Annotated in this window: 12 protein-coding genes; 6 read left to right on the plus strand and 6 right to left on the minus strand. The window is 62.2% G+C overall.

Going from position 1 to position 12,929, the window contains the following annotated elements:
• Nucleotides 1-48 precede the first annotated feature (48 nt).
• The gene (ompA, locus tag GWQ31_RS08350; protein WP_058395154.1) at nt 49-1,155 is read left to right on the plus strand and encodes a porin OmpA; all 1,107 of its coding nucleotides are present in this window, start codon (nt 49-51) and stop codon (nt 1,153-1,155) included.
• Between the two features lie 56 nt (nt 1,156-1,211).
• On the opposite strand, the gene GWQ31_RS08355 is transcribed toward ompA, so the two are convergent.
• Nucleotides 1,212-1,607: an HPP family protein gene (locus tag GWQ31_RS08355; RefSeq protein WP_192895810.1), complete on the minus strand. Its 396-nt coding sequence runs from the start codon at nt 1,605-1,607 to the stop codon at nt 1,212-1,214.
• 133 nt (nt 1,608-1,740) lie between these two features.
• Between GWQ31_RS08355 and GWQ31_RS08360 the strand changes: the two genes are divergently transcribed.
• Together GWQ31_RS08360 and GWQ31_RS08365 are read left to right on the plus strand one after the other, a co-directional pair.
• A complete protein-coding gene (locus GWQ31_RS08360; protein ID WP_275909103.1) occupies nt 1,741-2,295 on the plus strand; it encodes a TetR/AcrR family transcriptional regulator in 555 nt (184 codons plus the stop codon).
• A gap of 52 nt (nt 2,296-2,347) precedes the next feature.
• Nucleotides 2,348-3,451 (plus strand): hypothetical protein, encoded by a 1,104-nt coding sequence (locus GWQ31_RS08365; RefSeq protein ID WP_275909104.1) that lies wholly within the window; start codon nt 2,348-2,350, stop codon nt 3,449-3,451.
• 64 nt (nt 3,452-3,515) lie between these two features.
• Here the strand turns inward: GWQ31_RS08365 and priA are convergent, their stop codons facing one another.
• Nucleotides 3,516-5,723, minus strand: a complete 2,208-nt coding sequence (priA, locus tag GWQ31_RS08370; RefSeq protein ID WP_234592641.1) for a primosomal protein N' — start codon at nt 5,721-5,723, stop codon at nt 3,516-3,518.
• A 147-nt stretch (nt 5,724-5,870) separates the two neighbouring features.
• On the opposite strand from priA, the gene rpmE reads away from it, so the two are divergent.
• The 3 genes from rpmE to GWQ31_RS08385 all read left to right on the plus strand — a co-directional run bounded on the left by rpmE (nt 5,871) and on the right by GWQ31_RS08385 (nt 9,113).
• A complete protein-coding gene (rpmE, locus tag GWQ31_RS08375) occupies nt 5,871-6,086 on the plus strand; it encodes a 50S ribosomal protein L31 (protein WP_005318234.1) in 216 nt (71 codons plus the stop codon).
• Nucleotides 6,087-6,255: 169 nt separating this feature from the next.
• Complete coding sequence (locus GWQ31_RS08380; protein ID WP_275909178.1) at nt 6,256-7,689, plus strand: DUF2867 domain-containing protein; 1,434 nt, start codon at nt 6,256-6,258, stop codon at nt 7,687-7,689.
• Nucleotides 7,690-7,868: 179 nt separating this feature from the next.
• Nucleotides 7,869-9,113 carry a malic enzyme-like NAD(P)-binding protein gene (locus tag GWQ31_RS08385; protein ID WP_275909105.1) on the plus strand — a complete coding sequence of 415 codons (1,245 nt, stop codon included), beginning with the start codon at nt 7,869-7,871 and terminating at the stop codon, nt 9,111-9,113.
• Between the two features lie 79 nt (nt 9,114-9,192).
• Here GWQ31_RS08385 and GWQ31_RS08390 read toward each other — a convergent pair whose 3' ends face one another.
• From GWQ31_RS08390 to trmA, 4 genes are all read right to left on the minus strand, one after another.
• On the minus strand, nt 9,193-9,375 hold the full coding sequence (locus GWQ31_RS08390; protein WP_021138483.1) for a hypothetical protein: 183 nt from the start codon (nt 9,373-9,375) through the stop codon (nt 9,193-9,195).
• Between the two features lie 54 nt (nt 9,376-9,429).
• Nucleotides 9,430-10,755, minus strand: a complete 1,326-nt coding sequence (gene rstB / locus GWQ31_RS08395) for a two-component system sensor histidine kinase RstB (protein WP_275909106.1) — start codon at nt 10,753-10,755, stop codon at nt 9,430-9,432.
• A gap of 86 nt (nt 10,756-10,841) precedes the next feature.
• Complete coding sequence (rstA, locus tag GWQ31_RS08400) at nt 10,842-11,549, minus strand: two-component system response regulator RstA (RefSeq protein ID WP_275909107.1); 708 nt, start codon at nt 11,547-11,549, stop codon at nt 10,842-10,844.
• Nucleotides 11,550-11,689: 140 nt separating this feature from the next.
• Nucleotides 11,690-12,823 (minus strand): tRNA (uridine(54)-C5)-methyltransferase TrmA, encoded by a 1,134-nt coding sequence (trmA, locus tag GWQ31_RS08405; protein ID WP_275909108.1) that lies wholly within the window; start codon nt 12,821-12,823, stop codon nt 11,690-11,692.
• Nucleotides 12,824-12,929: the final 106 nt, after the last annotated feature.

Consider the following 12,929-nt stretch of genomic DNA (forward strand, 5'->3'; position numbering starts at 1 on the left):
AGAGAGCGCATTGCGCGCCCACCACGACTTATTGCAGAGGCTTTCACCATGAATAAATCGATACTTGCCGCTCTGGTCAGCGGCCTGCTTGCGACGGGGGCCGTGCAGGCTGCCGCCCAGGACAATACCTGGTATGCCGGGGGCAAGGCCGGTTGGTCCAAGTACTTCGACGTCGACCAGAAGCAAGTGGTTTCGGATACCCTGGGGGCGCTGCAAAATACCGGCACCAGCAAGGATGCTCTCGGACTGGGTGCGTTTGCCGGTTATCAGCTCAACCCCAACCTGGGTTTCGAGTTCGGCTATGACTGGCTCGGCAAATACACCTCATCTGGTGAGCTGAGCGGGGTCAGGGTGGAGGGAGAAGCCAAGAGCCAGATGATCCAGGCCACCATGAAAATAGGGTTTCCGGTCAATGATGCGCTGGATCTCTATGGCCGGATTGGTGGTGGCTACGCCTGGACAGACAGCGAGCTGTCAGCCCGGACGGCGACCGATTTCATCAAGGAAACCGGCGACAAGCATGGTGCAGTTTTTGTCGGGGCCCTGGGCGCCGAATACGCTATCGACCGTGACTGGGCCGCCCGTCTCGAATATCAGTACACAACTCCGCTGGGAGATGCCTCCCTCGATCGTTCCGGCATAGAGATGGATAACGGCCTGCTCTCGGTGGGCATGCTCTATCGCTTCGGCCAGCACGGGAACGAGGTGGTGGCCCCGGCTCCGGCCCCCGCCGTGGAACCCGCGCCTGCCGTTGTGGTGGCCCCCAAGACGTTCAGCCTGAGTTCGGATGTGCTGTTCGAGTTCAACAAGGCCACCCTCAAGCCTGCTGCCAGTCAGGCGCTCGATACCCTGTTCAGCCAGATAGTGGCCGCCAATCCCAAGGACGGTGCCGCGACTGTGGTGGGGCATACCGACCGTATCGGCTCCGATGCTTACAATCAGGCATTGTCGGAACAACGTGCCCGCACAGTGGCCGACTATCTGATCGCCAAGGGACTGTTTGCCGACAAGGTGCGGGTGGAGGGGCGTGGCAAATCTTCCCCCGTGACCGGCAACAACTGCACCACTGGCTCCAGGCCCGCACTCATCGCCTGTCTGGCCCCGGATCGCCGGGTCGAGATCCACCTGGAAGGGGTCTCCCAGCCAGTCCAGTAACGGCATGGACGGGATAGCGAGATAACAAGGAGGGAGGCGCTGCCTCCCTCCTTGCTTTATGTGGTTCTGAGCGGCCACAGCTTCAGCCGTTGAAAACCTTGGCCCAGCAGGATCAGCAGCAAGGCGCCCGGCAGCACTGTCTGCCACAGGAAGGGCCACTCCTGTCCCGTCATCAACACCAGCAAGGGGTTGGCGCCAGCGGGGGGATGGATGAGATCCAGGCCCTGCATCAAGGCGATGGCCAGACCCACTCCCAATGCCAGCTGCAACTCCAGCGGCAAGGGGAGCCACTGCACCAGCAGTCCGACGCTGGCGGTCAGCAGATGGCCTCCGAGCACCTTGGACGGACGAGCCAGCGGGCTTGCCGGCAGTGAAAACAGCAGCACACAGCTTGCCCCGAAAGGCGCCATGATCAGGGCCGTGTGCCAACTGACGTTCAACCAGCCCAGTATCCCGATCGCCAAGGCGGCCCCCAGCCCTGCCCAGAACGGGCCATACCATTTTTTCATCACGTTTCTCTCTTGGTTTGTCTGACGTGATTAGGCACATTAGGTAGACAGATCGGTGTACTTCAAGGGATAAATCGTGAGTGAAAAGCGCCAGCAGCTGATGGCAACCGCCTATCGCCTGTTCAATCGCCATGGTTTTCACGCAACCGGCATAGATCGCATCTGGGCGGAGGCGGGTAGTACCAAGCGAACCCTCTACCGCCATTTTCCGACCAAGGATGCCTTGATCGAGGCTGTACTGCTCTCCCGCGAGCAGGAGTTCTTCGCCCTGCTCGAGGGGAAGCTGGCAGGTCTGGAGGGGAAGGAGAGTCGATTGCAGGCTCTGCTCGACGGATTCGGGGAGTGGTTTGGTCGCAGTGATTTCTACGGTTGCAACTTCATCAATGCCAGCGCCGAATTTGCCGATCCGCGTCATCCGGTGCGCAAGCTGGTGGTGGCGCACAAACAGGCGCTGTTGAACTGGGTCAGGATGCAGCTCGGGTGCAGCATCCCGCAAGCCACCGGACTTTGTCTCTTGCTGGAGGGCGCCGTTGTGATGGCCCACAGCTATCAGCAGCCGCTGGCACTGGTGCAGGCCAGGTCGCTGGCCCTGGCCTTGTTATGTGCCGACGATGACGCAACCGTGACCTGATATAGCCAATCGGTGTTAAGCCCCCGGTTGCAGCTGGTCGATAACTGACCAGATGTATAGCGCCGAGGGCGATCAGATGCGCATCGATCACTACGACCTCCAGGGGGAGGTGCAACACCAGTATCAACAGCTACAGACTCGCAAGGTACGCAACCTCGGGCCTGTCGCCCCGGTTGTGCCCGGGAATACGACAGCCGGTGAGGCCACCCCTGCTGCGGTTCCGGTTGTGGAACGCGTGGTGGCGGAGCTGATGCGCTCAGCCAGAACGATCTCGACGCAAGGGGGGGCGGCTCAGCAAGGTGCCATGGTGACTGAGGGGGTGCCCTCTCTGGTCAAGCCGGAAGCCGAGGAGACCAATCCGAATGACGGCCTGGATAACCGGCTGCGACTGATCAAGCTGATGATAGAGGCCATGCTCGGCCACGAGATAGAGCTGCCCAAACCCATCAAGTCATCTGAAGGGGAGATAGAGGGCGTGGCCCAGGGAGAGGCAGCCCCTCAGGCAGCGGAGCCGGATCAGGCGGTGGAGGTGACCGACACTCTGCTGGAACAGGAGCAGCTCAATGTAGTGGCATCGGCCAGCGTGCAGACCAGTGACGGCCAGACCCTGCAGCTCGATCTCGGCTTTGTCCTCGACTGGCGTCAGCTTGAAGTGAGTCAGCGCCGTACCACCCTCAATGCCCTGAAAGACCCGCTGGTGCTCAGTCTGGATGGCAAGATAGCCGATCTGACCGAGGCAAGGGTCAACTTCGATATCGATCAGGATGGCAAGGATGACAGCCTGCCGGGTTTGAGCGAAGGCAGCGGTTTCGTGGCGCTGGATCGCAACGGCAACGGTGCCATAGACGATGGTGGCGAGCTGTTCGGTGCCCGTTCAGGCAACGGTTTTGGTGAGCTGGCGGCGCTGGATGAAGATGGCAACGGCGTACTGGATGAACGAGACAGCCACTTCTCTGCCCTGCAGTTCTGGCACCCGGACCATGCCCCCATCGCCCTGGTGGAGCTGGGGATAGGTGCCATACTGCTGCGCCCCCTCGATACGCTCTTCAACCACCTGGGGGAGAGCGGCAATCAGGGGGTCCTGCGCCAATCCGGTTTCTACCTCACCGAGCAGGGCAAGGGGGGCTGGGTGCAGCAGATCGATCTGCGGGTCTGAACCCGGACCCAGGCTGGCGAATCGCGGGATCGCGAGTCACCACTTGAGCAATATACGAACTGGTTCAGTTCAGCTCGGTGGGGTCAATATCCAGACTCCAGCGTACCTTCTTGGTCTCGGGCCAGCCGTCCAGCTCCTTGACCGCCCAATCCATCAGTTGTGCCAGCGGGGCCCGGTTCGGCCCCTGCACCAGCAACTGCATCCGGAACTTGCCCGCCTTGCGTTCCATGAAGCCGCTAATGGGCCCCAGCACCTGCACGTGGGGGTAACGGGCGCTGCGCAGCGTATCTGCGAGGCGAGCGAGAAACAGCTGTACCTCATCGCGGCCGTTGGCCTCGGCCCGAAACAGCCCCTGATAGCTGAACGGTGGCAACCCCAGCAGGTGGCGCTCTTTCAGCGCCGTGTCGGCGAAGTGGCCGTAACCGTTCTGGGTCAGATCCTGCAACAGGGCATGTTCCGGGTGGTGGCTCTGCAATACCACCAGCCCAGGCTTGCTGGCGCGACCGGCGCGCCCCGCCACCTGGGTGTAGAGCTGGGCCAGTTTCTCGGCGGCGCGAAAATCGGCGGAAAACAGGGCGCCATCCACATCCAGCAGACCCACTAACGTCACATCCGGGAAGTGGTGGCCCTTGGCCAGCATCTGGGTGCCGATCAGGATCTTGTACTTGCCCGCCTTGATGTCGCCGAGATGGGTCTCCAGCTCCCCTTTACGGCGGGTGTTGTCTCTGTCGATGCGCACCACCGGGTATTGGGGGAAAACCGTGGTGAGCAGCTGTTCCAGCTGCTCGGTGCCGACTCCCGAGCCGATCAGTTCGTTGCTGCCGCACTCGGGGCAGCTGTGGGGCAGGGGGCGCACGCTGTCGCAGTGATGGCAGTGCAGGCGACGCCCTGCCTGATGCCAGGTGTACCAGGCGTCACAGCGCTCGCAGGCGGCGCTCCAGCCACACTGGTGGCAGATCAGCGACGGGGCATAACCGCGCCGGTTGAGAAACAGCATCACCTGATTGCCCGCCGCTAGGTGCTCCGCCATCAGCTGCTCCAGCTGGGGGGAGAGCCCGGCCTGCAGCCGAACGCTCTTGATGTCCAGGATCACCTGACGGGCAGTCTGGGCGTTGCCGGCGCGCCGCGTCAGGCTGAGGTGGTGATACTTGCCGGTTCTGGCGTTGTGCAGCGTCTCCAGCGACGGGGTGGCCGAGCCGAGCAGGATGGGAATGCCGGCTCGATGGGCCCGCATCACGGCGAGATCCCGAGCGTGGTAGCGAAAGCCGTCCTGCTGCTTGAAGGAGCCGTCGTGTTCCTCGTCGATGATGATGATGCCGAGGTTCTTGAACGGGGTGAAGACGGCGGAGCGAGTGCCGATCAGGATGGCGGCGCCGCCATCGCGGCAGGCGAGCCAGGCATCCAGCCGCTCCCTGTCATTCATGGCGGAGTTCATCGCCACCACAGGCACCTTGAAGCGGCGGCGGAAGCGGTTGATGGTCTGGGGGGTCAGGCCGATCTCCGGCACCATCACCAGCGCCTGCTTGCCCGCCTTGAGCAGGGGTTCGAGAATGCTGAGGTAAACCTCTGTCTTGCCTGACCCTGTGATGCCATCGAGCAGGAAGGCGCCGAACTGGTCGCTCTGGCTGGTGACGGCGGATACCGCCAGCGCCTGCTCGCCGTTGAGGCGCAGCCCTTCTCCCGCGTCAAAGTGCGTCGCCCAGTCACCATCATGACTCGGCTCCAGGCTGCGTTTCTCCAGCAGGCCCTTCTTCTCCAGCGCCGTGAGCGCCGCGCTCTGGATCTCCTCCTGCTTGAGGGCGGACGGGGTTTGCGGCCCCTTGCGCAGCAGCGCGAGGGCCTGTTGCTGCTTGGCGGCCCGCTTTAGCTCATTGAGGTCCATATCCATCCCGGCTTGCGTGGCAAACCAGAACTCCAGCTCCCGATAGGCGGCTGGCTCCCCCTTGCGTACCAGTACCGGCAGAGCGTGGGGCAACACCTCTCCCAGCGGATGCTGGTAGTAGTTTGCGCTCCAGTTCATCAGCGCCAGTATGTCCGGCCCCAGCACTGGCGTGCTGTCGAGCACCCTTTTCAAGGGTTTCAACTTGGCTCGAGGCACCTGGCTCTCCGCCGGATGGTCGACCACCAGCCCGACCAGCGTCTGGGGGCCAAAGGGGATCTCGACCCGACAGCCGGGCTCAGGCAGGGGCAAGGGAGAGAGATAGTCGAAGTGACGGCGTAACGGTACCGGGACAGCGACACGAACCAGATCCAGCATTTGGGAAGAATTCACCAGGGATTGCCTATTTTTTCTGCGAAGCCACTTGCCTGATCTCAGGCATTTCCTATATTATTCGCAGCCTTTGAAACTGTGTTCAACAATCGTGTGGTGTCCGACAGAAGATCGGATAGCGACACGGCCTGATAATTGAGGTTGTCCATGAAAGCTGGTATCCATCCCGAGTACGTAGCCATCACCGCCAAGTGCTCTTGCGGTAACGTCATCAACACTTTCTCTACCATGGGTAAAGATCTGAACCTGGACGTGTGCTCCGCATGCCACCCGTTCTATACCGGCAAGCAGAAAGAAGTTTCTAGCGGCGGCCGTGTAGACAAGTTCAACAAGCGTTTCGGTGGCTTGACTGCCAAGAAGTAATCTTACTTCTGAAGAATTCTGAAAAAGGCGCCCATCGGGCGCCTTTTTCATTGGTCGACGTTTTGTATTGAACCGGTTTGCCCTATGGTGTTGGCTCAATCAAGGGAGATGCATGTCTGTCGATGACAGCACCTTCATGGTGAGCATGAACAATACGGGAGGAGTGCCAATGCGAAATTGTCTGGTGATGGGGGCCGCGGGTTATATCGGTTCCTATCTGGTCCCTCACCTGCAAGGGCTGGGTTATCGGGTGATCGCTGGCGCTCGTCGCCCCTGCCGCCTGCCGCAGGGCGTGGAGTTTCGCTTTGCCGACAGCCTCAAGCCCATCACACTGCTGCCTGCGCTGGCGAACATAGACACCGTCTTCTATCTGGTCCACGCCATGGGGGCTGGCGCCGATTTTCACCGGCTGGAGCAGCAGGGAGTGAAGAACTTTGCCGCTGCCGCCCGCGCCGCCGGGGTGCGCCGCATCATCTATCTGGGTGCCATTCAGCCCGAGCAGTGCAACAGTCGCCATCTCAACTCCCGCCGCTATTGTGGTGAACTGTTTCGTGACTCGGGTGTGCCGACGGTGGAGCTGCGCTCCGGCATCATCATAGGGCCGGGCTCGGCTGCCTTCGAGGTGATGCGGGATCTGGTGTTCAACCTGCCCATGATGGTGACCCCCAAGTGGGTGCGCTCTCGCACGCCTCCCATCGCCCTCTCCAATCTGTTGCACTATCTGGGGGGGCTGGTGGAAGTTGAGGGAGTCGATGGTCAGGTGCTCAATGCCGTTGGCCCCGAGCTGCTCAGCTACCAGCAGCAGTTGCAGAAGTTTGCCGCCCATATCGGCAAGCGCTGCCCCATTATTCCCATCCCCTTCCTGAGCCCCAAGCTTTCCGCCTGGTGGCTGCAATTCGTCACGTCTGTGCCGCAGCCGGTGGCCAAGGCGCTGGTGGGTGGCCTCAAGCACGATATCCCTGCCGATGATGGCCCGCTGCGTGCCTTGCTGCCCCAGACACTGCTCAGTTTTGACGAGGCGCTGGCGGAGAGTCTGGCGTTGGAGCAGAAGCTCGGGGCCGAGCAGCAGGGGGAGGAGACGCCGCTGGGCTTGCGCTGGCGCCATCCCGAGTACGGCTTCTATGACCGCACCGCCAGCGGGGAGGCCATCTGTCTCGCCTCGCCAGAGGTGGTGTGGCAGGTGTTGCAGCAGTTGGGGGGTGAGCAACGCTACTTCTACATGAACGAACTGTGGGTGGTGCGCGAGTGGATGGATCACCTGATCGGCGGCCCGGCCCGTACCCGTGGTCGCACCAATCCGGATCGCTTCGTGAAGGGGGACATGCTGGACTCCTGGCAGATCCTGGGGGTAGACGAAGGGCGCAGGCTGGATCTGCTGTTCAACATGAAGGCGCCCGGAGTGGGGCGACTGGCGTTCAATATTCTGCCGGAAGAGTCCGGTCTGACCCGGTTCAGGGTCACCGCCCACTGGCATCCCCAGGGGGCCTGGGGGCTGGCCTACTGGCTTGCCATGCTGCCGTTTCATCTTTTCATCTTTCAGGGGATGACGGAGGCCATTGCCAGACAGGCAGAAGCCAAAGCAGGTATCCCTGTGATGGGGTGAAACCATATCTATAACTAAATGGGTATTCATGGTTAGCATGACATGCTAATTACTGAATTGTCATTGGCCGCCGGCGATACTTTCCTCTGTGAAAGGCCGGCGGTTTTCTTTATGATCCCCAGCCCTCGCCTGTCGCGAGCCAATGCACCACATCATTCACTTCCGTATCGGGGTCCCCCATGTCCGATCTTCGTCAACAAGCACTCGATTACCACGCTCAGCCCATGCCGGGTAAAATTGCCATCGCCCTCACCAAGCCCGCCGAGACAGCCCACGATCTGGCGCTGGCCTACAGCCCGGGTGTGGCCGAGCCGGTGCGCGAGATCGCCGCCAATCCCGATGATGCCTATCGCTACACCGGCAAGGGCAACCTGGTGGCCGTCATCTCCAACGGTACCGCCATACTGGGGCTGGGCAACCTGGGCCCGCTGGCTTCCAAGCCGGTGATGGAGGGCAAGGCCCTTTTGTTTCAGCGCTTTGCCGGCATAGATGCCATCGACATAGAGGTGAAGCACGAGACCAGCCAGCAGTTCATCGACACTGTGGCAGCCATCGCCGACACCTTCGGTGGCATCAATCTGGAAGACATCAAGGCGCCGGAGTGCTTCGAGATCGAAGAGGCGCTGATCGCGCGCTGCGATATTCCCGTGTTCCATGATGACCAGCACGGTACCGCCATCGTCACCGCCGCCGGTCTGCTCAATGCGCTGGAAGTGCAGGGCAAGCGCATCGAACAGAGTCGCATCGTCTGCATGGGGGCGGGGGCTGCGGCCACTGCCTGCATGGATCTGCTGATCAAGTGCGGCGCCGCGCCACACAACATCTTCATGCTCGACCGCCAGGGAGTGATCCACACGGATCGTACCGACCTGAACCGCTACAAGCAGCGTTTTGCCAACGATACGCCGCTGCGCACCCTGATGGATGTGATTGAAGGGGCGGATGTGTTTGTCGGTGTGTCCGGTCCGGATGTGCTGCCCGCCGAAGCGGTGGCCCTGATGGCCCCCAATCCGGTCATCTTTGCCTGCTCCAACCCGGATCCCGAGATCAAGCCGTCCCTGGCCCACTCGGTGCGTGATGACCTCATCATGGGTACGGGCCGCTCCGATTATCCGAACCAGATCAACAATGTGCTCTGCTTCCCCTTCATCTTCCGCGGCGCGCTGGACGCCCGCGCCAGCCGCATCAACGATGCCATGAAGATAGCCGCGGTCGAGGCGATCCGCGGTCTGGTGAAGGAGCCCGTACCGGCCGAGGTGCTGACCGCTGCAGGGGTGAGCGCACTGGCCTTCGGCAAGGATTACGTCATTCCCAAGCCGATGGATGCCCGTCTGCTGCCACGGGTGGCCCGTGCCGTGGCACTGGCGGCGGTAACCTCCGGCGTGGCGCGCGTCGCTCTGCCGGCAGACTACATGCTGGAATAAGTCTGCGGCGCCATGCCGATCACGACAGAAGGGGCCCCATCATGGGGCCCCTTTTTGTTACGGGAAGCTTGATGCGTCGTTATTTGGTCTTGGGAGCGACCTTGACGGCCGGTGCCTTGGCATGAGTGGCCTTGTGATGCTTTTTCACCACCTTGGTCTGGGTCGCCTGAGGGGCGGCTGCCTTGGTGGGGGTGGCTGCCATGGTGAAGCCGGAGGTCAGGGCGAAGACAGCGGCCAGGCTCAGGGGGATCAGCTTGTTCATATTCCAGTTCCTCATTCGGGTTGATGACATGGAGCCTTTCTCCATGACTTCATCCTAGGGCTGTTCCGCTGGCGGTTCAGTGAGTGGCTGGTGACGGTTTGTATCCAAATGTACAGGCAGCCTGAGGCAGAAGCGGGCGCCGACTGCACTGGGCAGCAACTGCACCTCACCACAGTGGTGGCGGGCTATGCTGCGCACTATGGCGAGGCCGAGACCGGCGCCACCGGTACGGCGATCCCGGCTCTGATCCAGGCGCATGAAGGGCTCGAAGATCTGGGGCGCCAGCGCCGGATCTATGCCGGGGCCGTCGTCGGCCACCTCCAGCAGATAGTGATCCTGCTGCTGGCTCATGGCGAGGGTCACCCGGCTGGTGGCGTGGCGCAGGGCGTTGCCGATGAGGTTCTCCAGCGCCCGATCCAGCAGGCGGGGATCGCCGTGCCAGGGCAGGGGATGGGTGGGACACACCAAGTCGAGTCGTTTTTCTGGCCGCAGCGCCTGCCAGTCCGGTAGGCGGCTGCCGGCCCAGCTGGCCAGCTCCAGCTCGCTGCATTGCAACGGCAGCTCGGGACGATCCAGCCTGGCGTAGGTGAGCATCTCCTCGATGAGGGCGTCCAGTGCCCCCAGGTCGCGCTCCAGCCCCTGTTGTTCCGCTGCCGATGGTTGCGGGTCCAGCATGGCGAGCCGGTAGCGCAATCGCACCAGGGGGGTGCGCAGCTCGTGGGCGATGGCATCGGTCAGCTGTTTGCGACTGGCCAGCATGGCTTGCAGCTGTTCCGTCATCTGATCGAAGGTGCGTCCCACCCGGCCCAGGCTGCTGCCGGGCGGCAGGCCGGTGCGGCTGGAGAGATCCCCGTCACCAACCCGGCGGGCGGTTTGTTCGAGCCGTTGCAGACCACGCCAGTGCGGGCGCAGCCAGAGCAGGATCGGCAGACCGAGGGAGAGACCTATGGCCAGCAGCAGCCCCACATCGACCCAGTGCAGCTCGTGCAGATAGGAGAGATAGGGCACTGGGCCGACGATCAGCACTTGATCGGTGCCCGGGATGCGCTGCAGGAAGGTGTCATCCCCTTCGACGATGACTATGTTGCCCGCCTCGAGAAAGGCCTGATCCTCCTTGGCCAGCGGCTGGTTGGCGAGGGCACCGATCTGCAGCGGCAGGGTGAGCTGGCGACTCTGCTCCGCCATGCGCACGGGCCAGCGCTCTGGCGGCAATCGCGCCAGTTCGCCGGTGAGCAGGCCGAGGGAGCCTTGCATCATTCGCTCCAGATAGCGGTCGCCCGCCCGCTCGGCGCTGACCTGATAGACAAGGCCGACCAGCAGTATGGCCAGGGTGAAACAGCCGATCAGCAGCAGGTAGAACTGGATAAACAGATGGCGCATTGGATCCCTCATCTTTCCTGGATTGCGTTGTTGCCCCTCATCCTCCGCAAGGGGAGAAGGGAGCATCAACATCATTCGGTGGCTGCTTATTCCCAGGCGTGGGGCACCAGCAGATAACCCTTCTGGCGCACCGTCTTGATGCGGGTCGGGTTGTTGCTGTCATCCCCCAGCTTGCGGCGCAGGCGGGAGATGGCCACATCCATGCTGCGGTCCTGGCCGTCGTAGTCGCGACCACGCAGGCTGCGAAACAGCGCCTCCCGTCCCAGGATCTGGCCCGCATGGCAGGCCAGCTCCCACAAGAGGTCGAAGTCGGCGGTGGAGAGGGGGATGCTGTCGCCATCGAGCCGAACGTCCCGACCCGGCCCATCGATCCGCAAGCGGCCGAACTGCAGGCGCTGGGGCGGCGTATTGGCCACGGCTGCTTGCGTTGCCTGTCCCTGCTGGCGGAACTGGACCCGCAGCCGGGCCAGCAGCACAGGGGGCGGCGTTGTCTTGAGGATGTAGTCGTTGGCTCCCAGCTCCAGACTCAGGATCTGGTTCATGTCGCTGTCGAGGGAGGTGAGCATGACGATGGGGCCCTTGAAGCGTGGCCGCAGATCCCGGCACAGGGAGAGACCATCCTGCCCAGGCAGCATGATGTCGAGCAGCACCAGGTCTGGTTGCTCGGCTTCGATTCTGGCAAGTGCCATGTCGCCTCTGGGTTCCAGCAGCACGTCGATGTCGTGGCGGGCAAGCCAGCTGCTGATTAGCTGGCCTATTTCGGGATCATCTTCAACAAAAAGAATGCGTTGCATTGTGGCGTGACACCCTGGCAGTGGCGCGGATGCGCGCCTGCCAGCATACCGGCTCCCCGCGTGGCATGCATCGGGATAACTAATCAAACAGGGCCCTTGGTTGGGCCCTGTTGTCACGCTGGTCGTGGAGACCCGCCGAATCAGCCTGCCTTGCGCTTCAGGTAGACCCCGGCTTCCATGTGATGGGTCCAGGGGAACTGGTCAAACAGGGCGAAGCGGGCGACTTCGTGGGTCTCGCCCAGCACCGCCATGTTGGCCTGCAGTGTCTCCGGGTTGCAGGAGATGTAGAGGATGTTGTCGTACTCCTGCACCAGTTTGACAGTGGCATCGTCGAGACCGGCGCGGGGCGGATCGACGAAGATGGTGTTGCACTGGTAACTCTTGAGATCGACTCCCTTGAGGCGGTTGAACTCCCGCTCGCCGCGCATCGCCATGGTGAACTCTTCGGCCGACATGCGCAGTATGATCAGGTTGTCGACGCCGTTGGCGGCGATGTTGAACTGGGCGGAGTCGACGCTCGGCTTGGCGATCTCGGTGGCCAGCACCTTGCGGAAGTTCTGGGCCAGCGCAATGGAGAAGTTGCCGTTGCCGCAGTAGAGCTCCAGCAAGTCGCCTTCGCTCCCCCTGGTCAGATCCAGCGCCCAGCCCAACATCTGCTCATTGATGGCCGCGTTGGGCTGGGTGAAGCTGTTCTCCACCTGCTTGTAGGTGAGCTGGCGGCCGGCCACGTTGAGTTGCTCGATGACGAAGTCATCGGCCAGACATATCTTCTGCTTGTGGGCGCGGCCAATCAGCCGCAGGTCGAACCCCTGAGCCCGCAGATCGGCTTGCAGCGTCTCGGCGGCCTGCTGCCATTCGGCTTCGAGTTTGCGATGGTAGAGCAGGCTCACGATGATCTGGCCGGATTGGGTCGAGAGGTAATCGATCTGGAACAGCTTGCGACGTAGCACGAAGTGCGGGCGCAGCCCTGCCAGCAGCACCGGCATCAGCTGGTTGATCAGAAGGCTGGCGGTGGGGAAGTGATCGACCCGGATGATCTCCTTGGTGGCCTGGGCATACATGCAATGGAAGAGATCATCCCCTTCGTGCCAGATGCGAAATTCTGCGCGCATCCGGTAATGCTCGGCGGGTGAGGCATGCACCTCCAGCGCGGGAGGATTGAAGCCGGCAAACAGCTGGGTGAGTCGCTCGCGCTTTTCGTCGAGCTGGGCCTGATAGTCGGCGGGGGTCCGCAGGGCCTGAGAGTCGGCGCCAGCTTGCTGGATTTGGGTCATGATATACCTCACATGCACACCGGCAGGGCCGGGTCGAAATCGGGGGGAAGGCAGCAGGCCACCCAAAGGGGCCCGATTTTAAAAGCCAGCCGCAGATTGTCCAGTA

It is taken from the genome of Aeromonas sp. 2MA4 (genome assembly GCF_029237305.1).
Taxonomy (GTDB): Bacteria; Pseudomonadota; Gammaproteobacteria; order Enterobacterales; family Aeromonadaceae; genus Aeromonas; species Aeromonas salmonicida.

Bases quoted from the DNA above. Each gene is read 5' to 3' on its own strand.
- ompA (WP_058395154.1), top strand. From the start codon at position 49: ATGAATAAATCGATACTTGCCGCTCTGGTCAGCGGCCTGCTTGCGACG.
- GWQ31_RS08365 (WP_275909104.1), top strand. From the start codon at position 2,348: ATGTATAGCGCCGAGGGCGATCAGATGCGCATCGATCACTACGACCTC.
- rpmE (WP_005318234.1), top strand. From the start codon at position 5,871: ATGAAAGCTGGTATCCATCCCGAGTACGTAGCCATCACCGCCAAGTGC.
- GWQ31_RS08380 (WP_275909178.1), top strand. From the start codon at position 6,256: ATGCGAAATTGTCTGGTGATGGGGGCCGCGGGTTATATCGGTTCCTAT.
- GWQ31_RS08385 (WP_275909105.1), top strand. From the start codon at position 7,869: ATGTCCGATCTTCGTCAACAAGCACTCGATTACCACGCTCAGCCCATG.
- GWQ31_RS08390 (WP_021138483.1), bottom strand. From the start codon at position 9,375: ATGAACAAGCTGATCCCCCTGAGCCTGGCCGCTGTCTTCGCCCTGACC.
- rstB (WP_275909106.1), bottom strand. From the start codon at position 10,755: ATGCGCCATCTGTTTATCCAGTTCTACCTGCTGCTGATCGGCTGTTTC.
- rstA (WP_275909107.1), bottom strand. From the start codon at position 11,549: ATGCAACGCATTCTTTTTGTTGAAGATGATCCCGAAATAGGCCAGCTA.
- trmA (WP_275909108.1), bottom strand. From the start codon at position 12,823: ATGACCCAAATCCAGCAAGCTGGCGCCGACTCTCAGGCCCTGCGGACC.